The sequence below is a fragment of the Streptomyces sp. CRN 30 genome (assembly GCF_034105845.1).
Genome location: NZ_JAVRHI010000372.1, coordinates 19,292 through 42,911, shown reverse-complemented (window position 1 = coordinate 42,911; position 23,620 = coordinate 19,292). Strand labels below are relative to the sequence as shown.

At 72.8% G+C, this 23,620-nt stretch carries 24 protein-coding genes; 15 read left to right on the top strand and 9 right to left on the bottom strand.

Going from position 1 to position 23,620, the window contains the following annotated elements; genetic code table 11:
* Nucleotides 1-136 precede the first annotated feature (136 nt).
* Nucleotides 137-3,076, top strand: a complete 2,940-nt coding sequence (locus UW392_RS39510; protein ID WP_320780078.1) for an FAD-binding and (Fe-S)-binding domain-containing protein — start codon at nucleotides 137-139, stop codon at nucleotides 3,074-3,076.
* Here the strand turns inward: UW392_RS39510 and UW392_RS39505 are convergent.
* Nucleotides 3,033-3,707, bottom strand: a complete 675-nt coding sequence (locus UW392_RS39505; protein ID WP_320780077.1) for a helix-turn-helix domain-containing protein — start codon at nucleotides 3,705-3,707, stop codon at nucleotides 3,033-3,035. The two genes, UW392_RS39510 and UW392_RS39505, sit on opposite strands and share 44 nt — an antisense overlap.
* 61 nt (nucleotides 3,708-3,768) lie before the next feature.
* On the opposite strand from UW392_RS39505, the gene UW392_RS39500 reads away from it, so the two are divergent.
* The 3 genes from UW392_RS39500 to UW392_RS39490 all read left to right on the top strand — a co-directional run bounded on the left by UW392_RS39500 (nucleotide 3,769) and on the right by UW392_RS39490 (nucleotide 7,292).
* The gene (locus UW392_RS39500; protein WP_320780076.1) at nucleotides 3,769-4,758 is read left to right on the top strand and encodes an NAD(P)-dependent alcohol dehydrogenase; all 990 of its coding nucleotides are present in this window, start codon (nucleotides 3,769-3,771) and stop codon (nucleotides 4,756-4,758) included.
* Nucleotides 4,759-4,929: 171 nt separating this feature from the next.
* Nucleotides 4,930-6,291 (top strand): patatin-like phospholipase family protein, encoded by a 1,362-nt coding sequence (locus UW392_RS39495; protein ID WP_320780075.1) that lies wholly within the window; start codon nucleotides 4,930-4,932, stop codon nucleotides 6,289-6,291.
* 26 nt (nucleotides 6,292-6,317) lie between these two features.
* Entirely contained in the window at nucleotides 6,318-7,292 is a 975-nt protein-coding gene (locus UW392_RS39490; RefSeq protein ID WP_320780074.1) for a DUF4232 domain-containing protein, read from the top strand.
* Nucleotides 7,293-7,340: 48 nt separating this feature from the next.
* On the opposite strand, the gene UW392_RS39485 is transcribed toward UW392_RS39490, so the two are convergent.
* Nucleotides 7,341-8,351: an AraC family transcriptional regulator gene (locus tag UW392_RS39485; RefSeq protein ID WP_320780073.1), complete on the bottom strand. Its 1,011-nt coding sequence runs from the start codon at nucleotides 8,349-8,351 to the stop codon at nucleotides 7,341-7,343.
* Nucleotides 8,352-8,443: 92 nt separating this feature from the next.
* Between UW392_RS39485 and UW392_RS39480 the strand changes: the two genes are divergently transcribed.
* Nucleotides 8,444-9,301: an NAD(P)H-binding protein gene (locus UW392_RS39480; RefSeq protein ID WP_320780072.1), complete on the top strand. Its 858-nt coding sequence runs from the start codon at nucleotides 8,444-8,446 to the stop codon at nucleotides 9,299-9,301.
* Between the two features lie 60 nt (nucleotides 9,302-9,361).
* A complete protein-coding gene (locus UW392_RS39475) occupies nucleotides 9,362-9,790 on the top strand; it encodes a pyridoxamine 5'-phosphate oxidase family protein (protein WP_320780071.1) in 429 nt (142 codons plus the stop codon).
* 31 nt (nucleotides 9,791-9,821) lie between these two features.
* Here the strand turns inward: UW392_RS39475 and UW392_RS39470 are convergent, their stop codons facing one another.
* The 4 genes from UW392_RS39470 to UW392_RS39455 form a co-directional block, all read right to left on the bottom strand.
* The gene (locus UW392_RS39470; RefSeq protein ID WP_320780070.1) at nucleotides 9,822-10,610 is read right to left on the bottom strand and encodes an ABC transporter permease; all 789 of its coding nucleotides are present in this window, start codon (nucleotides 10,608-10,610) and stop codon (nucleotides 9,822-9,824) included.
* 53 nt (nucleotides 10,611-10,663) lie between these two features.
* Complete coding sequence (locus tag UW392_RS39465) at nucleotides 10,664-11,629, bottom strand: ATP-binding cassette domain-containing protein (protein ID WP_320780069.1); 966 nt, start codon at nucleotides 11,627-11,629, stop codon at nucleotides 10,664-10,666.
* Nucleotides 11,630-11,736: 107 nt separating this feature from the next.
* Nucleotides 11,737-12,579 (bottom strand): DUF4097 family beta strand repeat-containing protein, encoded by an 843-nt coding sequence (locus UW392_RS39460; RefSeq protein ID WP_320780068.1) that lies wholly within the window; start codon nucleotides 12,577-12,579, stop codon nucleotides 11,737-11,739.
* A gap of 69 nt (nucleotides 12,580-12,648) precedes the next feature.
* On the bottom strand, nucleotides 12,649-13,173 hold the full coding sequence (locus UW392_RS39455; RefSeq protein WP_320780067.1) for a hypothetical protein: 525 nt from the start codon (nucleotides 13,171-13,173) through the stop codon (nucleotides 12,649-12,651).
* 208 nt (nucleotides 13,174-13,381) lie between these two features.
* Between UW392_RS39455 and UW392_RS39450 the strand changes: the two genes are divergently transcribed.
* Complete coding sequence (locus UW392_RS39450; RefSeq protein ID WP_320780066.1) at nucleotides 13,382-13,774, top strand: DUF6281 family protein; 393 nt, start codon at nucleotides 13,382-13,384, stop codon at nucleotides 13,772-13,774.
* Between the two features lie 10 nt (nucleotides 13,775-13,784).
* Here UW392_RS39450 and UW392_RS39445 read toward each other — a convergent pair whose 3' ends face one another.
* Both UW392_RS39445 and UW392_RS39440 read right to left on the bottom strand, forming a co-directional pair.
* On the bottom strand, nucleotides 13,785-14,063 hold the full coding sequence (locus UW392_RS39445; RefSeq protein WP_320780065.1) for a hypothetical protein: 279 nt from the start codon (nucleotides 14,061-14,063) through the stop codon (nucleotides 13,785-13,787).
* Nucleotides 14,063-14,326, bottom strand: coding sequence for a hypothetical protein (locus tag UW392_RS39440; RefSeq protein WP_320780064.1), 264 nt, complete (start codon nucleotides 14,324-14,326; stop codon nucleotides 14,063-14,065). The genes UW392_RS39445 and UW392_RS39440 overlap by 1 nt, the downstream gene beginning before the upstream one ends.
* A gap of 135 nt (nucleotides 14,327-14,461) precedes the next feature.
* Here UW392_RS39440 and UW392_RS39435 point away from each other — a divergent pair, with 135 nt between their 5' ends.
* Together UW392_RS39435 and UW392_RS39430 are read left to right on the top strand one after the other, a co-directional pair.
* Nucleotides 14,462-14,806, top strand: coding sequence for a winged helix-turn-helix domain-containing protein (locus tag UW392_RS39435; RefSeq protein ID WP_320780063.1), 345 nt, complete (start codon nucleotides 14,462-14,464; stop codon nucleotides 14,804-14,806).
* Nucleotides 14,803-16,335, top strand: coding sequence for an alpha-1,2-mannosidase (locus tag UW392_RS39430; RefSeq protein ID WP_320780062.1), 1,533 nt, complete (start codon nucleotides 14,803-14,805; stop codon nucleotides 16,333-16,335). Before UW392_RS39435 ends, UW392_RS39430 begins: the two co-directional genes overlap by 4 nt.
* A 30-nt stretch (nucleotides 16,336-16,365) precedes the next feature.
* On the opposite strand, the gene UW392_RS39425 is transcribed toward UW392_RS39430, so the two are convergent.
* Nucleotides 16,366-17,334: an EamA family transporter gene (locus UW392_RS39425; protein WP_320780061.1), complete on the bottom strand. Its 969-nt coding sequence runs from the start codon at nucleotides 17,332-17,334 to the stop codon at nucleotides 16,366-16,368.
* Between the two features lie 173 nt (nucleotides 17,335-17,507).
* Between UW392_RS39425 and UW392_RS39420 the strand changes: the two genes are divergently transcribed.
* From UW392_RS39420 to UW392_RS39395, 6 genes are all read left to right on the top strand, one after another.
* On the top strand, nucleotides 17,508-18,455 hold the full coding sequence (locus UW392_RS39420) for a D-alanyl-D-alanine carboxypeptidase family protein (protein ID WP_414497027.1): 948 nt from the start codon (nucleotides 17,508-17,510) through the stop codon (nucleotides 18,453-18,455).
* A 212-nt stretch (nucleotides 18,456-18,667) separates the two neighbouring features.
* Complete coding sequence (locus UW392_RS39415; RefSeq protein ID WP_320780059.1) at nucleotides 18,668-19,030, top strand: DUF6247 family protein; 363 nt, start codon at nucleotides 18,668-18,670, stop codon at nucleotides 19,028-19,030.
* Nucleotides 19,027-19,287, top strand: coding sequence for a hypothetical protein (locus UW392_RS39410; protein WP_320780058.1), 261 nt, complete (start codon nucleotides 19,027-19,029; stop codon nucleotides 19,285-19,287). Before UW392_RS39415 ends, UW392_RS39410 begins: the two co-directional genes overlap by 4 nt.
* 161 nt (nucleotides 19,288-19,448) lie before the next feature.
* Nucleotides 19,449-20,279: a TIGR03084 family metal-binding protein gene (locus UW392_RS39405; protein ID WP_320780057.1), complete on the top strand. Its 831-nt coding sequence runs from the start codon at nucleotides 19,449-19,451 to the stop codon at nucleotides 20,277-20,279.
* Nucleotides 20,276-22,021 carry an acyclic terpene utilization AtuA family protein gene (locus tag UW392_RS39400; RefSeq protein WP_320780056.1) on the top strand — a complete coding sequence of 582 codons (1,746 nt, stop codon included), beginning with the start codon at nucleotides 20,276-20,278 and terminating at the stop codon, nucleotides 22,019-22,021. Before UW392_RS39405 ends, UW392_RS39400 begins: the two co-directional genes overlap by 4 nt.
* Nucleotides 22,018-23,616, top strand: a complete 1,599-nt coding sequence (locus UW392_RS39395; RefSeq protein ID WP_320780055.1) for an acyl-CoA carboxylase subunit beta — start codon at nucleotides 22,018-22,020, stop codon at nucleotides 23,614-23,616. The genes UW392_RS39400 and UW392_RS39395 overlap by 4 nt, the downstream gene beginning before the upstream one ends.
* The last annotated feature ends 4 nt before the right edge of the window (nucleotides 23,617-23,620 follow it).

Here is a 23,620-nt window from a genome sequence, read left to right as displayed (position 1 = left end):
GAGACTTTGCGAAAGCGTTGGGAACTTTCCAGTCACGTTCTTAGCATCAGGTGACAGGTGCAACTGCAGCAAGGGGCGGCTGAGATCAGCGGGGTGGCTGGAAAGTGACACTCTCTCAACAAGGCATGCTGGGGCCATGACGGACGACCGGGAGCCGCGGGCCGCACTGCGGGCGGCGCTGCGGGAGGCCGTACGCGGCGAGGTCGCCCTCGACCCGGCCGCACGCGCGCTCATGACCATGGACGCCTCCAACTACCGCAGGGTTCCGCTCGGTGTCGTCGCCCCCAGGGACGCGGACGACGTGGCGGCGGCCCTGGCGGTCTGCCGCGAGCACGGGGTCCCGGTGGTGGCCCGGGGCGGGGGCACCTCGATCGCGGGCCAGGCGACGGGTACGGGCGTGGTGCTGGACTTCACCCGCCACATGAACCGCCTCGTCTCCCTCGACCCGGAGGGGCGCCGGGCCGTCGTCCAGCCGGGCCTGGTCCTGGACCGCCTCCAGGAGGCCGCCGCCCCGTACGGCCTGCGCTTCGGCCCCGACCCGTCCACCCACGGCCGCTGCACGCTCGGCGGCATGATCGGCAACAACTCCTGCGGCTCCCACTCGGTGGCCTGGGGCACGACCGCCGACAACGTGACGGAGCTCTCGGTGCTCGGCGGCACCGGCGACCGGCTCCGCCTCGGCCGGAACTGGGCGGGCGCTCCGGAAGGGCTCCGTCCGCTTGTGCTGGGGGAGTTGGGGCTCCTCCGCAAAGGTTTCACCTCGCTCCCGCGGCGCATCTCCGGTTACGCCCTGGACGCCCTGCTCCCCGAGCACGGCGCGGACGTGGCCCGCTCCTTCTGTGGCTCGGAGGGCACGCTCGGCCTCCTCACGGAAGCGGTCGTACGCCTCGTCGAGGCCCCGCGCGCGTGTGCGCTCGCCGTGCTGGCGTACGCCGACGAGACGGCGGCGGCCCAGGCCGCGCCCGGGCTGCTGCCGCTCCGCCCCCTGACCGTCGAGGGCATGGCGGCGGACCTGGTGCGCGAGGGCGCGGACCTGCCGAGGGGCGGCGCCTGGCTGTTCGTGGAGACGGGCGGTGACACGGCCGCGGAGGCACGCGCGCGCGGGGAGGCGATCGTGCGGGCGGCGGACGCCCTGGACGCGCGCGTGGTCACGGACCCGGCCGACCGGCGCACGCTGTGGCGCATCCGCGAGGACGCGAGCGGCACGGCGACGAGGATGCCCGACGGCACCGAGGCCTGGCCGGGCTGGGAGGACTGCGCGGTGCCGCCCGCCCGACTGGGCGCGTACCTGCGGGACTTCAGACGGCTGCTGACCGACCACGGCCTGCGCGGCACGCCGTACGGGCACTTCGGGGACGGCTGCATCCACGTCCGCGTCGACTTCGACCTGATCACGACGGCGGGAGTGGCCCGCTTCCGCCGCTTCTCGGAGGACCTGGCCGACCTGGTGGTCTCCCACGGCGGCTCGCTCTCGGGCGAGCACGGCGACGGGCAGGCCCGCGCGGAACTGCTCCCGCGCATGTACGGCCCCGAGGTCGTCGCCCTCTTCGAGCGGGCGAAGGGCGTCTGGGACCCGGACGACGTGCTCAACCCGGGCATGCTGGTCCGCCCGGCCCCCCTGGACGCGAACCTCCGCTTCGCGGCCCTGCCCCGCGACCCCGTCGACGTGGCCTTCGGCTACCCCGAGGACGGCGGGGACTTCCGCGCCGCCGTACGCCGGTGCGTGGGGGTGGCCAAGTGCCGTACGACGACGGCGCGCGCACCGGGCGCCCCGGACGTGATGTGCCCCTCCTTCCGGGCCACCGGCGAGGAGGAGCACTCCACGCGGGGCCGGGCCCGGCTGCTGCACGAGATGCTGGCGGGCGAGATCGTGACGGACGGCTGGCGCTCGGAGGAGGTCCGTGACGCCCTCGACCTGTGCCTGTCCTGCAAGGGCTGCCGCTCGGACTGCCCCGTCGGCGTCGACATGGCCACGTACAAGGCCGAGTTCCTGCACCACCACTACGCGGGGCGCCGCCGCCCCGCCGCGCACTACTCGATGGGCCGGCTGCCGGTGTGGCTGCGCGCGGTGGCCCGTACGCGGACGGCGTGGCTGGTCAACGCACTGGCCTGGGTCCGTCCGCTGGCGGCCCTGGGCAGACGGCTCGGCGGCATCGCGCCGGAACGGGAGGTCCCGCGCCTGGCCCGGGTGCCGTTCAGCAGGTGGTGGGCGGGGGCGGAGGAGGGCGGTAGGAGCACGGCCGGGGAGGGTCAGGTCGTCCTGCTCTGGCCGGACACCTTCACCGAGCACCTCTCGCCCTCGGTGGGCCGGGCGGCCGTACGGGTCCTGCGGGCGGCGGGCCTGACGGTGGCGCTGCCCCCGACGGCACGGCGGCGGCGGACCCCGGTCGGGGACGGGACGTCACGGCTGCCGCGCGGACTGCTCGGCCGCCGGGACCGGGTGTGCTGCGGCCTGACGTACCTCTCGACGGGCCAGCTCGACCAGGCCCGTACGGTCCTCCGCCGCACCCTCGACCTCATGGAACCGGTCCTGGACAGCGGCGCCCCCGTCGTCGTCCTCGAACCGGGCTGCGCGGCCGCGCTCCGCTCGGACCTCCCGGAGCTCCTGCACGACGACCCCAGAGCGCCCCGGCTGGCGGCGCGCGTGCGGACCTTCGCCGAGACCCTGGAGCAGTACGCCCCGCACTGGACCCCGCCCCGCCTCGACCGCCCCGTCACCGGCCAGACCCACTGCCACCAGCACGCGGTCCTGGGCGACGCGGCGGACCGCCGCCTGCGCGCGGCGGCGGGCCTGACGGGCGACCTGGCGGGCGGCTGCTGCGGCCTGGCGGGCAACTTCGGCTTCGAGGCCGGGCACTACGACGTGTCCGTGGCGTGCGCGGAGGATCAGTTGCTCCCGGCGGTCCGCGAGGCGCCCGAGGGAACGGTGGTGCTGACGGACGGCTTCTCGTGCCGCACGCAGGTGGAGCAGCTGGCGGGGGTACGGGGCCGACACCTCGCGGAGGTGCTGGCGGAGGCGCTGGTGGAGGAGCTCAGCGGCCGAGGCGGACCGCCGTCGGCGACGACGGGTCGGTGAAGTCGCTCAGGCGCAGCGCGCTCGGCGGGGGCAGGGCACCCCGGGCCGGCTCGGCGCGGAACGCCTCCATCAGGTAGGCCACCAGCCGCCGGGACGCCGCCCCGTCGTCGGGCAGCGCCTCCACCAGGCCGCAGTGGGCGACCAGCACCACCAGCAGGTCGGAGGGGTGGAAGTCGGGCCGCAGCGCACCCGCCGCCTGCGCCCTGCGGACCAGCGCGGCGAAGTGCCGCTCCCCCTGCACGCGTTCCTGTGCGTGTTGCGTGGCATCGGGGAAGGCGAGGAAGAACGCGGCGGGGAACCCCCGCTCCTCGCGCTGCAGCGCGCAGACCGTCTCGACGAGCCGTTGGAAACCGCGCCACGGGTCGGGATCGGCGACGGCCTCCTCCAGCACCCCGCCGCAGATCTCCATCTGCCGCGCGAAGGCGGACCTGACCAGGTCCTCCCGGGTCGGGAAACGCCGGTACAGGGTCGCCACCCCGACCCCGGCCCGCCGCGCCACGGTGGCCATCGGCGCGTCGATACCGCGCTCGGCGAACACCTCACGGGCGGCGACGAGGATGCGCTCCCGGTTGCGCAGGGCGTCGGCCCGCAGCCCGTTCCGGCTCCGGATCCGAGAGGGTTCCGCCGTCACTGTCTCTCACCTTCGCCGTAAGTGGACGATGCCGTCCACTTGGCAGCCTACCGTCGGCGGCATGACGGACCACATGATGAAAGCCGTACTGTTCGACCGCTTCGGCGGTCCCGAAGTGCTGTACGTGGGCGAGGTGCCGCGTCCCGCGCCGGGACCGGGAGAGGTACTGGTGCGGGTGCGCGCGCTCAGTGTGAACGGCGGGGAGCTCACCGCTCGTTCCGGCCGGGTCACACTCGTCACCGGCAGGAAGTTCCCGCAGCGCATCGGTATCGACTTCACCGGCGAGGTCGTCGCGTCCGGCCCCGGCGGAACCGACGGAACCGGGCACGAAGAGGGAGCCGGGATCGGGATCGGCGACCGGGTCTGGGGCGTACTGGGCCGCACGAACCTCGGCAGCGCCGCCGAGTACGTGACGGTGCGCCCCGACCGGCTCGGCCGGGTGCCGGACGGACTGGACCTGGTCGAGGCCGCCGCCCTCCCGGTGGGCACCACGGCCATCACCGCACTCCGCGACAAGGCCGCCCTGCGCCGCGGTGAACGGCTGCTCGTCCGGGGCGCGGCGGGCGGCGTCGGCAACGTCGCGGTCCAGCTCGGCCGGGCCCGCGGCGCCGAGGTCACCGCCCTGGCCCGCGCCGCGAACCTCGACTTCGTCCGCGAGCTGGGCGCCCACCACGCCGTGGACCACCGTGCCGTGGGCCCGGACGAACTCGGCCGCTTCGACGTGGTGCTCGACACCGTGGGCACCGACCTGCGGGCCCACCGTCGCCTGCTGAGGCCCGGCGGGCGCATGGTGACGATCTCCTTCGACCCGTCGCGTCCGGTCGCGTCGCTGGGGTACGTCGCGGGCAGCGCCGTGCACGGCCGCGGCCGGGTCCGCCTGTTCAGCGGCGATCCGCGCCGCCCGCTCCTCGATGACCTCGCGCACTACGTGGGGACCGGCAGGCTGCGCCCGGCGGTGGACGAGGTCTTCCCCCTGGAGGAGATCGGTGAGGCGCACCGGGCCCTGGAGGCGGGCGGGGTGCGCGGCAAGTTCGTGGTGCGGGTCGACTGAGTTCCGGCACCGGTGTCGGGAAATCTTCTGCCATGACTTGCTCGACGACCCACCCGGCGAGCAGTCTCAAGAAAGAAGGCGGGCGACGTGAACGCGTCCTTGTCCGAATGACGTGAACGAATTCCTCGTCGCTGACGCCACCCAGGTGAACCGGCGACGACGGAGGGAATCATGGCCGACCGGACGAACGACCAGCCGCCCGCGACTCCGAAGAAGCAGGGCCGCGCCCGGGATCCCGGGGCCGCCATGAAGGTGAGGGCGGCGGAGAGTTCCTTCGCCGCGGGACAACGCAAGTTCGGCGAGGAGCCTCCCGTGGTGGGCATGGTGCTGGCCGGGGCAGGAGCCCGTGGCGCCTATGAGGCAGGCGTGGCGTCGGTACTCCTGCCGGTGCTGGAAGAATGCGGAATGCGACCCACGGTTTTCATCGGCACCTCCGCGGGCGCCATCAACGCGGCGCATTTCGCCGCGACAGCCCATCTGACGGCGACCGATTCCGCGGCCGCGGCGGTGGAGTTATGGGCGGGAATCACGAAGGACCAAGTATTCAAGCCGTTCCTGCAGACGGCCCTGCTGCGTGACGTGGGGCAGGGACTCGCGGAACTGCTGCGCCTGCCCGGCGGGCCGCTCACCTCACTGCTCGACACCGAACCGCTGAGGAACACGCTGGCGACCAAGGTGGACTGGAGCCGGCTGCACGAGAACACCGTGGACGGCAGTCGGGTGGAGGCCGTGGGCGTGGCTGCCACGTCGGCCACCACGGGCCGCACCCAGGTGTTCGTCGAGGGGCAGCGGCTGAAGTTCCTGCGGTCGTTGAGCGACGCCGATCGCGCCGTGGACTACGAACCATGCGGGCTGGAGCCCAAGTACGTGCAGGCCTCCGCGGCGATCCCGGTCGCGTTCCCACCCGTGCACATAGACGGTGACTGGTACATAGACGGCGGCGTGCGGCTCAACGCACCTCTCAAGCCGGCGCTCGACCTGGGGGCGAACCGTCTCGTCGTCATCGCCACGGACCCCGAGCACTACGATCCGCCCCGGCCGCCCAACGGGTTGCAGGCCAGGCAGCCGACGGTGCAGGACATGATCGCGCTGATCATGCGCGGCGCACTCAACGACCGCATGATCGAAGACATCCGCACCGCGAAGAAGATCAACGGACTGGTGGAGAGCGCGCGCACGGCCGGGCAGAAGGCGGTGAGCCGGACCGGGCACGAGTACCGGAGCGTGGGCATCCTCTTCGGCGGCCCGGGGGCCGGGCAGTTCGGTCAGCTCGGTGCGACCGCCGACGACGTCCTCGAGCGGGACTTCCCGCCCTACCGTCTCGCGCTCAACCCGGACCTGGCCGCGTTGGCCACGCTGCTCAGCGCCGGCCAGTCCAGCGGCGAGCTGCTGAGCTACCTCTTCTTCGAGCCCAGCTTCCTCAAGGCGGCGATCGAACACGGGCAGGACGATGCCCAGCGTGTGGTGGGCCTTGCCCGGGACATGGCCCAGCGGAACCACGGCTTCCTGCGCGACTACCTGTGGACCACGTGACCGGGACGCCCTGATGGAATGACCCGATGCGCAGACCCGTCTCCCTCCGTCCGGCTCGCGCCGCGACCACCCCCTTCCTGTCGGCCCTCGCCGCGACCGCCCTGCTGCTCACGGCCTGCGGGACGGAGCGCGCGGATGCCGGAAGCGCCGGCGGCGACACGGCCGCGTCGCGGGCCGGCACACCGGTCGACGATCCGGGCAAGGACGGCGTACGGGTCACCTGGATGACCCTCCCGTCGGACTCGCCCTCGCCTTCGCCCTCACCCACCCGCAGTTACCAGGTCTCGGCGGAGAGCCTCCCCACGAACGCGGACTCGGGCATCTCCGCCGACTACGAGGTCACCAACGAGGGCGCCGAGGCCATGACCTACACGGTCGTCTTCACCTTCATGGACGCCGGCGGCAGGGCCATGGCCAACCAGACCGAGACCGTGCGCGACGTCGGCCCCGGGAAGACCGTGCGGGGCACCGTAGCCATGGAGAAGTTGGCGGTCCTCACGTCGTCGGTGACGCAGGCCCGGGTGCTCCAAGTGTCCAAGGTCCCCGCGGACGAGGCCCCCGCCGCCCCGGGCACGTGCCCGGCCTCCGGCGTCCGGGTCGGCGTCGACGAGGGCGACGCGGCCATGGGCCTGCGCGTCGTGAGCCTGCACCTCGACAACTGCGGCACACAGACCTACACCGTCGAGGGCTACCCGCGGCTGGAGCTCCTGGACGACGGTTTCGAGCCTGTCGACGGCGTCGCCGTCCTCGACGGCACCGGCGAGATCAGCACCGGGCTGGGGTCCGACGGACCGCCCGTTCCCGTCACGCTCGAGCCCGGCGAGTCGGCGACCGCGGGCCTGGCCTGGCGCAACACCACCGAGTTCGGCACGGCGGTCAACGTTCCGCACGTACGGGTCCGGGCGAAGGAGGGCGCCGAACCGGTGACGGTGACCCCCCACCTCGACCTCGGCACCACCGGAAAGCTCGGGGTCGGCCCGTGGAAGAAGGCGGAACGCTAGGCCTCCTCGACGCCCCCCTCCTGCCCGGCTCTCCGGTCAGGCAGGCACTCACCGGGCCGGTACCGCTCCGGTGGCCCAGGTGTCCTGCTGCGGCGGGCCTCCGGCGGCGGCCGCACGGGTGCGCCGGAACTCGCTCGGGCTGACGCCCCTGACCCGTTTGAACGCCGCGCTGAACGCGAACGCGTCGGCGTAGCCCACGGCGCGGGCCACCTCCGCGACGGTCGCCGTCCCGCGCTCGGCCAGCAGGTCCGCCGCGAGCGTCATGCGCCAGCCGGTGAGGTAGGTCAGCGGCGGTTCGCCGACCAGCTCGGCGAACCGCTTCGCCAGCGTGGACCGCGACACCCCGGTCCGTCCGGCCAGCGAGGAGACCGACCACGGCGCCGCGGGCTCGGCGTGCAGCAGCCGCAGCGCGTCGCCGACCACCGGGTCCCGCTGGGCGGCGTACCAGGCCGGTGGTTCACCGCCGGGCCGGTCGATCCAGTCGCGCAGCGCGCACACCAGCAGCCAGTCCAGCAGCCGGTCGAGGACCACCTGCTGGCCCGGGGTGTCGGCGGCGGCCTCGGCGGCCAGGTGCTCCAGTACGGGATCGGCTCCGCCACCGGACGCCACGCGCAGGACGACGGGCAGCGCGTCCAGCAGCCGACGGCTGATCTCGCCGCGCACCGGATAGGCACCGACGATCAACGTCGTAGCACCGCCACCGCCACCGTCACTGTCGCCGATGTCGTCACCGCGGTCGCTCCAGCCGAGCCGGTGCCGGGTACCGCCCTGCTCGGGCGTCGCGCAGAACTCGCCGCACGCGATCGGCTCGGCCCGGGTGCCGACCTCGTCGACGAAGGTGAACGGGGCGGGACCCCGCACGATGACCGTCTCGCCGGCGCGGAGCAGCTCGGGCGGGCGGTGCTCCGGGATGATCCAGCCCGCCCCGTGCAGCACGGTGCACAAGGTCAGCGGCGCGCCGTCCACGAAGTGCAGTGCCCAGGGCGGGGTGAGGGTCGAGCTGCCGAACAGCGAGCCATGGGCCCGCATTTCGCGAAGGAGGTCCCCGAATGCGTCCACCCCACCGAGGCTAGACGGGTCTGGACGATGACACAGGCGATCCGGCTTCCTGCCCATGGAATCGTCCGGGCGCGAGCCGTTGAATCGATGCCATGACCCACGACACCACCACCGCCACCACTCTCGTCCTCGGCGCCACCGGCAAGACCGGCCGACGGGTCGCCGCCCGGCTGCGGCTGCGCGGCGTGCGGGTGCGCACCGCCTCCCGGTCCAGCCCGACCCGCTTCGACTGGTCCACCCCCGACGGCCCCCATGGCTGGGACGCGGCCCTGCGCGGCGTCACCGCCGTCTACGTGGTGCCCCCGCCCGTACCCGGCCCCGTGCACGAGTTCGTCGCACGGGCCGAGGCCGCGGGCGTACGGCGGCTGGTCCTGCTCTCGGGGCATGGCGCCGACGACTGGGGCGACTCCCCGTTCGGGCTGGACATGCGCTCGGCCGAGGACGCCGTGCGCGGTTCGGCGCTGGAGTGGACCGTCCTGCGGGCGTCCAACTTCGACCAGAACTTCGACGAGGACGCCTTCCACGCCCCGCTGCTCGCGGGCGAGTTGGCGCTCCCGGCCGGTGCGGTGCCCGAACCGTTCATCGACATCGAGGACGTCGCCGACGCCGCGACCGCGGTGCTGACCGAGCCCGGACGGCACGCCGGGCGGATCTACGAGCTGACCGGGCCGCGCGCCCTGACCTGGGCCGAGGCCGTCGACCTGATCTCCCGGGCGTCCGGCCTGCCCATGACCTACCGGCAGGTCTCCCCCGCCGAGTACACCGCGGCACTGGTCGAGGAGGGCTGGGACAAGGACGACGCCCACCACCTCGCCGAGATGTTCGTCCTGCTGGAGCGCGGGGTGGCGGCCGGGACGACGGACGGCGTCGCCACCGTGCTGGGGCGAGCGCCCCGGACCTTCGAGGAGTACGTCGTACGGGCCGCGGCAGCGGGAGCCTGGCGACGATGACCGCGCACGCCACGTCCACCACCCACCACCCATCAGCCATCACCGAGTGAAGGGACCGCGATGAACACCGCCACCAGCCCGCTGACCGCCGAGGACCTCGCCTTCCTCGCCCGCCCCCTGCACGGCTTCCTGACCGTGGCCGCGGGACCGCTGCCGCCACAGCCCCGGCCCGTGTGGTTCGAGGTCACCCCCGAGGGCACGCTCCAGTTCTTCACGGCGCCGGACTCGCCGAAGATCCGGTACCTGCGGCGCGACCCGCGCGCCTCCCTCGTGGTCGCGGCCCCGGCGGACGAGCGCGAGCGCTGGGTGTCCGTGGCCGGCCGCATCACGGTGGAGCCCGACGGAGCGCACGACCTGGTCTCCCGCCTCGCCGCCCGCTACTGGGACCTCGACGACCCGACCCGGGCCGACGACCTCGCCCCCCTCCTGGCCGCCGACCAGGTCCGCGTCGTCATCCACCCGGAGGCCGTACGCCGCTACGCGCACTGACCGCGGTCGTCGCGGTCAGTGCGCGGAGCGGTCACTTCCCGTCGCGGTTGAAGACCGCCTTCGACCAGAAGTAGCCGAGCACCGCGAGCCCGACGCACCAGGCGAGGGCGAGCCATCCGTTGTGGCCGATCCCGGTGCCGAGGAGCAGCCCGCGCAGGGTCTCGATGGCCGGCGTGAACGGCTGGTACTCGGCGACCGGCTGGAACCAGCCGGGCATGGTGTCGACCGGGACGAAGGCGCTGGAGATGAGCGGCAGGAAGATCAGTGGCAACGCGTTGTTGCTGGCGGCCTCGGCGTTCGGGCTGATCAGGCCCATGCCGACGGCGATCCAGGTGAGAGCCAGGGAGAACAGGACGAGCAGCCCGAACGCCGCCAGCCACTCCAGCACGGTGGCGTCGGTGGACCGGAAGCCGATGGCCACGGCGACCGTGCCGACGAGGAGCACGCTCAAGACCGACTGCAGCACGCTGCCGATGACATGCCCCGTGATCACCGAACCACGGTGGATGGCCATCGTGCGGAAGCGGGCGATGATGCCCTCGCTCATGTCCATGGAGACGGACACCGCGGTGCCGATGGTGGTGGAGCCGATGGTCATCAGTAACAGGCCGGGCACGAGGTAGGCGATGTAGGCGGAGCGGTCGGCGCCGCCGCCGATGCCCGCGCTCATCACGTCACCGAAGAGGTAGACGAAGAGCAGCAGCAGCATGACCGGCGTGAGCAGCAGGTTCAGCGTCATGGACGGATAGCGCCGGGCGTGCAGCAGGTTGCGGCGCAGCATGGTGGAGGAATCGCGCACGGCGAGGGCGAGGGAGCTCATCGGACAGTCTCCTTGGACTGGCTGGGCTGGCTGGACTGGTTGCGCTGGCTGGGCTAGTCGGGGATGCCGGCGTCACCGGTCAGGGCGAAGAACACGTCGTCGAGGTCGGGGGTGTGGACGGTCAGTTCGTCGGCCTCGATGCCGGCCGCGTCCAGCCCGTCGAGGAGGGAACGCAGTTCGCGCTGGGTGCCGTCGCTGGGGATCTGCAGGGTGAGGGCTTCGTCGTCCCGGGCGGCGTCGTGGAGTGCGGTGGCGGCGTTCTGGTAGGCGGCGGGGTCGGTGAAGCGGAGCCGGACGTGTCCGCCGGGGACGATGCGCTTGAGTTCCTTGGCGGTGCCTTCGGCGGCGATCTTGCCGTCGTGGAGGACGGCGATGCGGTCGGCGAGTTCGTCGGCTTCTTCGAGGTACTGGGTGGTGAGGAAGACGGTGACGCCGCCGGTGACGAGTTCGCGGATGATCTGCCACATGTTGTGGCGGGAGCGGGGGTCGAGGCCGGTGGTGGGCTCGTCGAGGAAGATGATGCGCGGGTTGCCGACCAGGGTCATGGCGATGTCGAGGCGGCGCTTCATGCCGCCGGAGTAGGTGGAGGCGGGCTTCTGCGCGGCCTCGGTGAGGTCGAACCGCTTCAGCAGCTCGGCGGCGACCCGCCGCCCCTCGCGGCGCGACAGGTGGTGCAGGTCGGCCATGAGGAGCATGTTCTCCTCGCCGGTGATCAGGCCGTCCACGGCGGAGAACTGCCCGGTGACCCCGATCGCGGCGCGCACGGCCTGCGGGTCGGCGGCGAGGTCGTGGCCCGCGACCTGGACCTGCCCGCCGTCGGCGGTGACGAGCGTGGACAGGATCTTCACGGCGGTGGTCTTGCCGGCGCCGTTCGGGCCGAGCAGCGCGAACACGGACCCGGCCGGGATGTGCAGGTCGATGCCGTCGAGGACGACCTTGTCGCCGTAGGACTTGCGCAGACCGGTGGCGGAGACGGCGGCCGGGGACGGCTGACCACCGCCCATTATGGACATGTCCATGTCAGAAATGGTCATGAGGTACTCCCGTTCGAAGGGTGAGGTGGCCGAGATACGTGAGGTCTATGAGGAGTTGAGAGAAGTGAGATGGCTGAGGCGGTCCGCAGCCGTCAGGCCCTGGCGCGGCGGATGTCGATGTTGCCGTGCCGGGTGCGGGCGTGGACCCTGACGGTGTCCTCGGTCTCCTCCGGGGCTCCGGACTCGGTGAGCGCGCTGCGCACCTGGCCCGACTTGGAGCTGACGTCGAGCCAGGCCGCCGTGCCCTCGCGGACGCCGATCTCGATGGAGCCGTAGTCGGTCTCCAACTGGACGGTGCCGCGGGCGACGTCGTCCACGCGCAGCACGCCGTGGGCGTTGACGGCGGTGACCGAGCTCTCGGCGCGCCGGATCTCGATGGGGCCGTTGGCGCCGTTGACGCGCAGCTCGCCGGTGGCGGCGCCGACGACCGTGCTGCCGTGCGAGTTCTTCAGGACGGCGGAACCGTCGACGAGGCCGACGCGTACGTCACCGCTGCTGCTGGTGATCTCGGCCGTGCCGGCGACCCGGTCCACCGTGACCGAGCCGTGCGACACCTTCAGGTGCAGTGGTCCCGTCGTGCCGAGACGGACGTCGCCGACCGAGGTCTTCACCCGTACCTCGCCGAGCCGGCCCTCGCCGAGCACCTGCGTCCAGGCGCCGGTCGTGTCCACGCTCGAGTCCGCGGGCAGCTCGACGGTCACGTCGACGATGCCGTCACGGCCGAACGGGCTGGACTTGGGCGTCTTGAGGGTCAGCGAGCCGTTCACGAACGTGACCTCGGTCTGCTCGGCCGCCCGTACGTCCAGCTTCTTCTTCGGGTCGCGGGGCCGCACCTCGACCACGGTGTCGGGGCGGTCGCCCGCGACGAACTGGATGGAACCGGCCTCCACGCGCGCGGTGACCGCGATCGGCTCGGGAGTGTCGAAAGAAGGCATGGCTGTCCCGTCCTCTTGAGTGCTCGGCACGTCCCCGCTGGTGGGACGGTGTAGGTGGAAGGGGCGCGGCTAGCGCACCCAGCCCGTGAAGCTCTGTCCGGTGGTGCGGGTCTTCTCCGTCGTACGCGGTGGCCGGGGGCCACCGTCGACCGCGGCCGACACGGCCCGCACCAGCCATGCGTTGACCGACAGGCCCTCGCGGCCCGCGGCCTCCTCGGCGCGTGCCTTGAGGTGGGCCGGCAGGCGCAGGTTGACGCGTGCGGTGCCACCCTCGTCACCACCGTCGGCCGGGACGGCGGCCTGGAAGGCTTCGACGGGTGCGGCGGGTTCCGCGGGGGCGCCGCCGTGGATGGGCGGCGGCGTCACCACGAAGTCGGGGTCCAGCCCGCGCAGCCGTACGTCGACCGAACCCGGGGCGAGCTCGCGCGTGATCTCGTCCATCGCGGCGGAGAGCACGTTGAGCATGATCAGGCGGGTCGCCGACTCCAGCGGAGTGGTGAGCCGCTCGGCCAGCTCACGGGCATCGTCCCCGCCGGCCTCGGCGGCCGCCGCGAGTTCACGGCGGAGGGTCTCGACATACGGGGTGAGGTCCATGGCGTCATCATGGCATCACAATGGCGCTATGCGCAAGGTGTTGTGGCGCCACGTGGCATCGCGTGGTGTCATGTGGCGCCATGCGGTGTCACGCGAGGGCGATCCGAGCCGCGACCGCACGAACGAACACGGTGCCCGTTCCGTCGTACGTATGGCGTTGCCACAACGGCTGAGGCGGAGCGGGAGCTCCTGAGCGGGAGGTGTGCCGGTGAAACCGGTGAGAGCGGTGTTGCCGACGGCGGTCATGGTCGTGATGTCCGTCGGCTGTACGTCGATGACGTCGCCCGGCGGTGAGTCGATCTGCGCCTACGTGATCGAGTACGAGGACCGGATGTACTCGGACGTCCCGAACGCCGACTTCACGGTCGGCGACCGGATCGGTACGGCCACCCATCCGCCGTGCGACGACACGCCGGGCGACGGCTCCGCCGGGACGGAGCCGACCACGACGACCGCCTACGCGATCGAAGGAGTGGACGCCGGCACCGCCATCACGGTGGACGACGCACCCGCCGGCACCCTCCTCGTCGCCATCACCGCCGACACCGGTCCCGGCGGCGAGCTGCCTCCGGAGGTCGAGAGGCTGCTCGTCCGTCCCTGATGCCGCCCGCTCAGTCCGGCTGCTCCAGCCGCTGCTGCCGGCTCTCCGCGATCCGCACGGCGTCGCGCAGTGCCGCGGTGAGGCACTCGGCCAGGTGCCGGAGGTCGCTGTGCGGGGTGTGGGGGAGCAGGGCGTCGGCGTGTGTGAGGAGTCGTGCGCCCATGTCCAGCTGGATGGCCTCGGTGTCGTCGGCCATGCGGGAGACGGGCCCGCCACGGTCGTCGGTGATCAGGTAACAGCTCTTGCCGTCGCTGCCGAGCCAGGGCAGCAGGCGTGCGGGGCGCTCCATCACGCGGCTCCCATCGTCAGGTGCATCCGGTACGGGGTGGAGCTGCGCTGTTCGTGGGCGAGGAGGTAGGGGCGCACGGGGTTGGTGGCGGTGGCGTCGAGGGGGGTGTCGCGGCCGTAGGGGCTGCGGTGGGTGGGGAGGGGCTCGGGCGGTACGAAGGGGGCGCTCGGGCGTACGTAGCGGTACTGGACACGGCGGTGCGCGCCGCGCGGGTTGAGGAAGAGGGTCACCCAGGCCGTGAGGCGGCCGACGAGATCGGTCATGCCATCAGCGTGTACGCGTCGCGGAAGCGACGCGACCGCGGTTGACCACGGTGAACTACGGCATGCCATGGCGTACTAGGCATGCTCGGTCTACCGCGGTCGCGCGGTCCACCGCAGGCAGTTAGCGTCCGCCGCATGAGCCACGAGCTTGATCGCACCCGCGCTGTCTGGCGCCAGGTAGCGGCAGCAGTCGCTACCCGTATCGCCGACGGCGACTATCCCGTGGGCGGTCGCATGCCGTCCGCCGTCGACCTGTCCGCCGAGTTCGACGTCGCCACCTCCACCGCCCAGAAGGTGATGAGCCACTTGCAGGCGAGGGGCTTCATCCGCGCGGAGATGGGCCTCGGCTCCTACGTCACCGCGCGCCCCGCACAGTCCGACCTCGCGGCATTGTCAGACCCTCCCACTAGGGTCCCTGATCACGAACACCCCACCGCAAGGCGGGTGTTGACCACGATCAGGAGCCGACCCCTGCCATGACCACCACGCCCCTGGAAGCCACCTACGCGGACTTCTCCGTCACCCCGCCCCGCCTCTCCAACGCCGAGGTCAAGCACCACCTCACCCGCCCGGCCGGAGGCCACCTCGCGCTGGACGCAGGCGGCAGCCTGGAGCTGGACTTCGAGGTGGCGGACCCGGAGGGCATCCCCCAGGCGACGCTCACCGTCACGGCCCTGGTCTCCAAGCTGGGCGGCGCCCCGGGGTACGCGCCGATCGACGTACTGCTCCAGGGCGAGGAGCTGGCGCGGGACCTCACCGTGCCGGGCGGCGGCGACCTCCCGCAGGACAACGTCTTCGCGGTGCCCGCGCGGCTGCTGAAGCAGGGGACGAACACCCTGGAGATACGCACGTCGGCCAAGGCGCGCAGCATGTTCTGGCTCTACCGGGTCACCCTGGACTCCGTGGCGGAGCGGGGCCGCTCGGAGCGCGCGCGGGCGGCGGAGGCCGCACGGAACACCGTCTTCGGCTACCGGACGGAGCGCCGCGCCCCCTTCTCCGCGGCCTCCTCGTCCTGGGAGTCGGCGCCGCCGCTGCTGTTCCACGTCGACCGGGGAGAGCACGCGCTGCCCGCGCAGCTCGGCTGGCGGGGTGAGGACGGCGCGGAGTCGGCCATCAGCTTCCAGTCGAACATGTCCGACTTCCACGGCCACCACCGCACGGCCGACGGTACGCACTATGAGTACCGGGGCCGCCTGACCGGCAGCTGGGCCTCTCCGGAGGAGGTGGAACACCTTCCGGTGGACGTCCTGCACCGCTTCGACACCGAGGAGGGCTGGGGCGGCGGCTGGCACCGTTCCGGGGAGCTGGGGCTGCTGGTGGACGACGGCGGGGCGCCCGTGGAACGGGTGACCTGGCGCGACCAGCGGGGCAACTCGGGCGTGGCCGCGCTGCGGACCGCGCCGGCCGAGGTCGAGGTGGACTGGGTGGAGGCGAGCGACGAGTTCGAGGAGGCGGGGGAGACGGCGGACAACCTCCTCCACGACGACCGGGAGAAGTGGCTGGCGGGCGAGGAGACCGCGCGGCTCGACTTCACCCTCGCCCGCCCCGCCGCCGTCACGTCGTACGCGCTGATGACGGCGAACGACTTCGCCGACCGCGACCCACGTGACTGGACGCTCCTCGGCTCCCGGGACGGCCGGAGCTGGACGCCCCTGGACCACCGGGCGGGCGAGGTCTTCACCGGGCGCTTCCAGACGCGGGAGTTCCAGCTCCGCGGCCGTGCCCCGGCGTACTCCCACTACCGCCTCGACATCACCGGGAACGCGGGCGGCACCGAGATACAGCTCGCCCGGGTCCGCTTCCTGGAGGCCCCCGCCGGTCCGGGGTTCACCGGCTGGTACCAGCGCTACAACGAGGGCCCGATCGGCTACCGCGGTACGCCCGTCCCGGCACCCGCGCCCTCCGCCCTCCCGGCGGCCGACCTGGCCGCGGACCTGGACGCGGCGGTCAGGAGCCTGACGGACACCGCGCAGACCCTGGCCGCGCTGGCCGCCCGGCTCCGGGGGTGACGGCCCCGCGCCCGGCCGCCCGCCTCGGTCTCAGCCCTCCACCGGCTCGGCCTCGGGGCCCCGGTCCACCTGGGTCCGTACCGCTCCCATGCTGGCCGCGATGACCAAGGCGATCGCGAGGGCCTGCACGGGGGACAGGGCCTGGCTCAGGAGCAGGAAGCCGGCGATCGCGGCGATCGCCGGCTCCAGGGTCATCATGACGGCGAACGTGGACGCGGGCAGCCGCCGCAACGCGAGCAGTTCCAGCGTGTAGGGCAGGACGGACGACAGGACGGCCACGGCCGCGCCCAGGCCGAGCGTGGCCGGGTCGACCAGGCGGGACCCGGACGCCAGGATGCCCAGCGGCAGGAACAGCACCGCGCCCACCGCCATGGCCAGTGCCAGCCCGTCGGCCTGGGGGAAGCGGCGTCCCGTACGGGCACTGAAGACGATGTACGCGGCCCACATCACCCCGGCCGCCAGCGCGAAGGCGACACCCACGGGATCCAGGCCGCCGAAGCCACCGCCGGCCAGCAGGAAGACGCCCACGAGCGCGAGCGCGGCCCACAGCAGGTTCACCAGCCGCCGGGAGGCGAACACGGACAGGGCGAGCGGGCCGAGGACCTCGAGCGTGACGGCGGCGCCGAGCGGGATGCGGGCGGCCGCCTGGTAGAAGAGCCCGTTCATCGCGGCCATGACGACACCGAAGACGACGACCGTGACCCAGTCGGCCCGGGTGTACCCCCGTACCCGGGGCCGGCACACGAGGAGCATCACGATCGCGCCCACCACCAGCCGCAACGTCACCACGCCCACTGCTCCGGCACGCGGCATGAGCATCACGGCGAGCGCCGCACCGAACTGCACGGAGATTCCCCCGGCCAGCACCAGCCCGACCGGCCCGAGGGAGCCCCACCGTGCGGTGCGTCCGGTGGGGACGGTCTCCGGTACGGCCGCGGGGGCCGCACCGGCGGCGGCGGTGGCCGTGGGCACGGGGCGGTCGGTGCTGGGGGTGTTCACGAGGGGGCCGTCCAAGAGCAGGCAGTCGGTCGAGTCAGGTGCGTACAGCTGCTTCGCAGCTTACGCGGATGCTGGAGCTCCGTGGGGTCTTCACCATTTGGTTGCAAGATGCACGGGTTGGCTTGGCCGGAGAGGGGCAGGGTGGGGGGCGAGTTGAAGTGAACACTGCAGGAATGGAGCACAATCTTGTGACTGCAACAACCATCGTCAGGCGCACAGCTGTCATCGCCGCCCTCCCCAGTAGTGTCTTACTGGCCCTCTTGCCGTCGACCGCCCGGGCCGCGACGCCCACGGGGGAGGCGCCGACCGTTTCCGCCAAGGGCGCCGCGCTGGTGGCCGGGACGAGCGGAAAGTTGCTCTACGCCAAGGGCGCGAACACACCCAGACCCCTGGCGAGCACCACGAAGATCATGCTGGCCTCCGTCGTGCTCGACACCAGCGGTGTCGACCTGAAGCGCCAGGTGACCGTCAAGCAGGAGTACCGCGACTACGTCATCGAGAACGGGACGAGCACGGCGGACCTCCAGGTCGGTGACAGGCTCACCGTCGAACAGCTCCTCCACGCGGCGCTGCTCCCCTCCGGAGCGGACGCGGCCTTCGCCCTCGCCGACACCTACGGCACCGGCGGGACCAGCGCCGAGCGCACCAAGTCGTTCGTCACCAAGATGAACACGAAGGCCGACGAGCTCGGTCTTCCCAACACCGACTTCGTCACCTTCGACGGCACGGACGCCGGCGACGTGAGCACCCCGGCCGAGCTGGCGCAGCTCGCCCGGCACGCCCTGGAGAACGACACCTTCCGCTCGGCCGTCGCGAAGAAGGAGTACAAGGCGGACGCCCCGGCGGCCAACGGCAACACCCGCTACTACACCTGGTACAACACCAACCAGCTCCTCGGTTCCTACGACGGCGTGATCGGCATCAAGACCGGCACGACCACCCCGGCGGGCCAGTGCCTGGTGTTCGCGGCCGTCCGCGGTGACAAGACCCTGGTCGGCACCATCCTCAACGGCAGCGACCGCTACGCCGACGCCGCCGCCCTGCTGGACTACGGCTTCGGCACGGACACCGCCGACACCATGAAGCTCCGCAAGCTCCCCGCGGACGCCCAGCGCGACTGATCCACCGGGCGTACGGCCCACCGGGCGCACGGGCTGCCGGCGGGCGCGGCGACACCGGTCACCGCGCCCGCCCGGCTTTTGCGGAGGACGCGGCGGGAGGATTCCCCTCACGCGGTGAGGTGCCGTGGGACTAGAGTCGGACGCGCGCCCAGCGCCTCTCGGGTCCGGAGCACGGTCGACGGGGCGGCCGAGGACACGAAGGGAACGGGAGCATGAGCCTTCAGCACACCGAGACGGCCGGTGACGGGCCGTCGATCCCGCGTCCGGAGCGCACCCCCGGTGCCTTGCGCGCCGCCTGTGCCGTCGTCGCCCCGCAGCTCCTGGCCGCCTACGACCAGGCGAAGGACCACGCGCTCGCGGAAGCGGTGGAGCACGGCTCGCTCAAGCCCGTGCACGCCTACCTGGCTCACTGGGCGGCCCTGATCGAGATCGAGCGGCACCCGGAAACGGCGAGGGCGTACCACCGGGCCGAGTATCTCGCCCAGGTCGCGACCACGCCCGATGAGGCGCGCGAGCATCTGGTCAGGGCCAGCACCATCTACCGGAACGCCACCCGGTCGGTGCACGCCGAGTGACCTGGCGCTGGGAGTACGTGCCGGACGAGGCGACCGTGGCCACCGGCGCACCGGATGCCTTCCTCGCCGAGGTGGAGCGAAAGGCCGACGAACTGGTCCGGGCCGCCGAGGCGCTGCATCTTCACGGAGCGGCGTTCCAGGATGCCGACGAGGGTGCCAAGCATGCGTTCGTGACGGGTGGCTTCTTCGTGTACATGGTTACGCCGCGCTCGGAACTCGTCAGTATCTGGCAGCTCACACCCGAGCCCGCCGCCTGACCACGACAGGCGTCAACCGTGACCCCGTAGTACCGCAGGCGCCGCATCGAGGCGAGGCGAGGCATCCGAGCCCTCGTTCGCTCGCCCTCGCCGGAGTCTCCGGCGAAAGATGCATGCAAGCACGCTTGCTTGTTTCCGGGGCCGCTGCCATGCTCCCAGCCATGGCCGACCCGACCCCCGTGCTCGACGACTTACGTACCGAGAGTCACGAACTCGACCAAGTGGTCAGCGCGTTGTCACCGGACGGGTGGACCCGTCCGACGCCCGCCCCCGGCTGGACCGTGGCCCACCAGATCGCGCACCTCGCCTGGACCGATCACTCGGCCCTGCTCGCCGTCATGGACGAGGACGGCTTCCGGGCCCTGGGGGAGCAGGCCCTCGCCGCGCCCCACACCTTCGTCGACGAGGGCGCGGAGGAGGGAGCGTCGGCGCCGCCCGGCGAGCTGCTCGGCAGGTGGCGGCAGGGGCGCGCCCTCCTCGACCGGGCCCTGCGCGACGCCCCGCCCGGTGCCCGTTTCCCCTGGTACGGGCCGCCCATGTCGGCCGCCTCCCTGGCCACCGCCCGGCTGATGGAGACCTGGGCGCACGGGCTGGACGTCGTCGACGCGCTCGGCGTCCCCCGTCCCGCCCCCACCGGCCGGCTGCGGCACATCGCGCGGATCGGCGTACGCGCGCGGGACTACGCGTACTTCGTGCGGGGGCTGACCGCGCCCGGCGAGGAGTTCCGCGTCGAACTGGTGTCGCCAGCGGATCCGTCCGAGACCTGGACGTACGGCCCCGCGAACGCGGCCCAACGCGTCACCGGCCCCGCGCTCGACTTCTGCCTGCTGGTCACCCAGCGGGCCCACCGGGCCGACCTCGCCGTACGGGCGGAGGGAGCCGACGCCGACCGGTGGCTGGACATCGCGCAGGCCTTCGCGGGCCCGCCCGGCGCCGGCCGCCCGCCCGGAGGTACCGGCGCCGGCTCACCGCCCGCGGGAACCGCGCGGTGACCGCCCCCCACAGCGTCCCCGGCACCGCCCCCTTGCGCGTCGGCAACGCGTCCGGGTTCTACGGCGACCGTTTCGACGCCATGCGCGAGATGCTCACCGGCGGTCCGCTGGACGTGCTCACCGGCGACTACCTGGCCGAGCTGACCATGCTGATCCTGGCCCGGGACCGGATGAAGGACCCCGGCGCCGGATACGCCCGGACCTTCCTGCGGCAGCTGGAGGAGTGCCTGGGGCTGGCCCACGCGCGCGGGGTGCGCATCGTCACCAATGGAGGCGGGCTGAACCCGGCGGGGCTCGCCGACGCCGTACGGGCGCTGGCCGCCCGGCTCGGCATCCCCGTACGCGTCGCGCACGTCGAGGGCGACGACCTCACCTCGCGGCACATCGGCAGCCTCGCCGCCCACGCCTACCTGGGCGGGGCCGGCATCGCCGCCTGCCTGCGCGAGGGCGCCGACGTCGTCGTCACCGGCCGGGTCACCGACGCCGCCCTGGTCACCGGCCCCGCCGCCGCCCACTTCGGCTGGGCACCCACGGAGTACGACCGGCTCGCGGGCGCCGTCGTCGCCGGGCACCTGCTGGAGTGCGGGGCCCAGGTCACCGGCGGCAACTACGCCTTCTTCCGCGACGGAACCGGGTCCGGGGGCAGCCCCGGGGACATGCGCCACCCCGGCTTCCCCCTCGCCGAGATCCACGAGGACGGCACCGCCGTCATCACCAAGCACCTCGGCACCGGCGGGCTCGTGGACGTCGGCACGGTCACCGCGCAGCTGCTGTACGAGACGGCGGGCGCCCGGTACGCGGGGCCCGACGTCACCGCCCGGCTGGACACGGTCGAGCTGACGGAGGAGGGGCCCGACCGCGTACGGATCAGCGGCGTGCGCGGGGAGGCGCCGCCGCCCACGCTCAAGGTCGGCCTCAACCGGCTCGGCGGCTTCCGCAACGAGGTCACCTTCGTGCTCACCGGGCTCGACATCGAGGAGAAGGCCGCCCTGGTGCGGGGCCAGCTGGAGGGCGCGCTGGCCGCCGCGAAGACCCGGCCCGCGCACGTCGACTGGGACCTCGTACGGACCGACCGGCCCGACGCGCCCACCGAGGAGACGGCGAGCGCGCTGCTGCGGCTGGTCGTGCGGGACACCGGCCAGGAGGCCGTGGGGCGGGTGCTCAGCGGGGCCGCGGTGGAGCTCGCCCTCGCCAGTTACCCCGGCTTCCACGTGCTGGCGCCGCCCGGCAGGGGCGCGCCGTACGGGGTGTTCGAGGCGCTCTACGTCGACCAGGGCGCCGTGGACCACGTGGCGGTCCTGGACGACGGGCGCCGGATCCACGTGGGGCCGCCCGCGCCCCAGGACACCGCCGTACCGCGGGAGGTGCCGCAGCCGGAGCTCCCGGCGCCGCTGCCGCCGTCGTCCACCACCCGCGCCCCGCTCGGCCTCGTCGCCGGCGCCCGCAGCGGTGACAAGGGCGGCGACGCCAACGTCGGGGTGTGGGTGCGGACGGAGGAGGCCTGGCGGTGGCTGGTGCACGAGGTGACGGCCGACCGGTTCGGGGAGCTGGTCCCCGAGACCGCGAGCCGTGGCCTGACCGTCACCCGTCACGTCCTGCCCAACCTCCGTGCCCTCAACTTCGTCGTCCACGGACTGCTCGGCGAGGGCGTGGCCTCGCAGGCGCGCTTCGATCCGCAGGCCAAGGCGCTCGGCGAGTGGCTCCGCTCCCGCCACCTGGAGATACCGGAGGTCCTGCTGTGACGGTTCTTCCCACCTCCCTGGACACCACCGGCCCCGACTACGCGGCGCACCGCGAGGCCATGCTCGCCAAGCTCGCCGAACTGGACGCCGAGCACGCCAAGGCCCTGTCCGGCGGCGGCGAGAAGTACGTCGACCGGCACAGACGGCGCGGCAAGCTGCTCGCGCGGGAGCGCATCGAGCTGCTCCTCGACCCGGACACCCCCTTCCTGGAGCTCTCCCCGCTCGCCGCCTGGGGGTCGGAGTACGCGGTGGGCGCCTCCCTCGTCACCGGCATCGGCGTCGTCGAGGGGGTCGAGTGCCTGATCACCGCCAACGACCCGACCGTACGCGGCGGCGCCAGCAACCCCTGGACCCTGAAGAAGGCCCTGCGCGCCAACGAGATCGCGCTCACCAACCGGCTGCCCTGCATCAGCCTGGTGGAGTCCGGGGGCGCCGACCTGCCGTCCCAGAAGGAGATCTTCATTCCGGGTGGCGCGCTCTTCCGTGACCTGACGCGCCTGTCCGCCGCCGGGATACCGACCGTCGCGGTGGTGTTCGGCAACTCCACCGCCGGCGGCGCGTACGTGCCCGGGATGTCCGACCACGTGATCATGGTCAAGGAACGGGCGAAGGTGTTCCTCGGCGGTCCGCCGCTGGTGAAGATGGCGACGGGGGAGGAGAGCGACGACGAGTCCCTCGGCGGTGCCGAGATGCACGCGCGCGTGTCGGGCCTCGCCGACGACTTCGCCCTCGACGAGCACGACGCCCTCCGCCGGGCGCGGCGAGCGGTCGCCCGCCTCAACCACCGCAAGGCGCACCCCGACCCGGGCCCCGCCGCGGCACCGGAGTACGACGAGGAGGAGCTGCTCGGCATCGTCCCCGCCGACCTGCGCACCCCCTTCGACCCGCGGGAGGTGATCGCACGGATCGTCGACGCCTCCGACTTCGACGAGTTCAAACCGCTGTACGGGACCAGCCTGGTGACGGGCTGGGCGGAGCTGCACGGCTATCCGGTCGGCATCCTCGCCAACGCCCGGGGCGTGCTGTTCAGCGCGGAGTCGCAGAAGGCGGCCCAGTTCATCCAGCTCGCCAACCAGCGCGACATCCCGCTGCTCTTCCTGCACAACACCACCGGCTACATGGTCGGCAGGGAGTACGAACAGGGCGGCATCATCAAGCACGGCGCCATGATGATCAACGCGGTGTCCAACTCCACCGTCCCGCACCTGTCCGTGCTCATGGGCGCCTCCTACGGCGCCGGGCACTACGGCATGTGCGGACGCGCCTACGACCCGCGCTTCCTGTTCGCCTGGCCCAGCGCCAAGTCCGCCGTCATGGGCCCGCAGCAGCTCGCCGGGGTGCTGTCGATCGTCGCCCGGCAGTCCGCCGCCGCGAAGGGGCGGCCGTACGACGAGGAGGGCGACGCCGCGCTGCGGGCGATGGTGGAGCAGCAGATCGAGTCCGAGTCCCTGCCGATGTTCCTGTCCGGGCGGCTGTACGACGACGGGGTCATCGACCCGCGCGACACCCGCACCGTCCTGGGGCTGTGCCTGTCCGCCATCCACACCGCGCCCTACCAGGGTGCGCGGGGCGGCTTCGGCGTCTTCCGGATGTGAGGGA